1 pseudogene is annotated in these 342 nt (G+C 55.0%); it reads right to left on the bottom strand.

Annotation, left to right across the window (positions count from 1 at the left end):
• A pseudogene (locus DW640_RS24155) lies at positions 1-342 on the bottom strand (TolC family protein); the annotation flags it as partial.

Genomic DNA, 342 nt, shown 5'->3' on the forward strand with positions numbered 1-342 from the left:
CTCGGCCGAGCGGACATCGGGGCGGGCGGCAAGCATTCGGACAGGGATTCCTACGGCAAAGTCCGTAGGAAACTGTTGGTCTGCCAACGTTCCGCGTTCGTAGTTGCGGGGTGTCTCTGCCAATAATAAAGCAAGACTGTTCTCCACCTGATTGATCTGCTGCTGCAAATCGAGCACAGAACCCTGCACTTGATAATAAGTCGCTTCCATCTGCGATACAGCCGATTCGTTCGCCAGTCCGGCGTTCATCAGGGAACGGGTAGAGGCTACGGTTTCTTTCCATGCCTCCTCCGTCTGTCGGGAGATGATGAGCTGTTCGTCCAGCATCAGCAGCGTGTAATA

The organism is Bacteroides sp. AM23-12, from assembly GCF_003434395.1.
GTDB lineage: Bacteria > Bacteroidota > Bacteroidia > Bacteroidales > Bacteroidaceae > Bacteroides > Bacteroides thetaiotaomicron.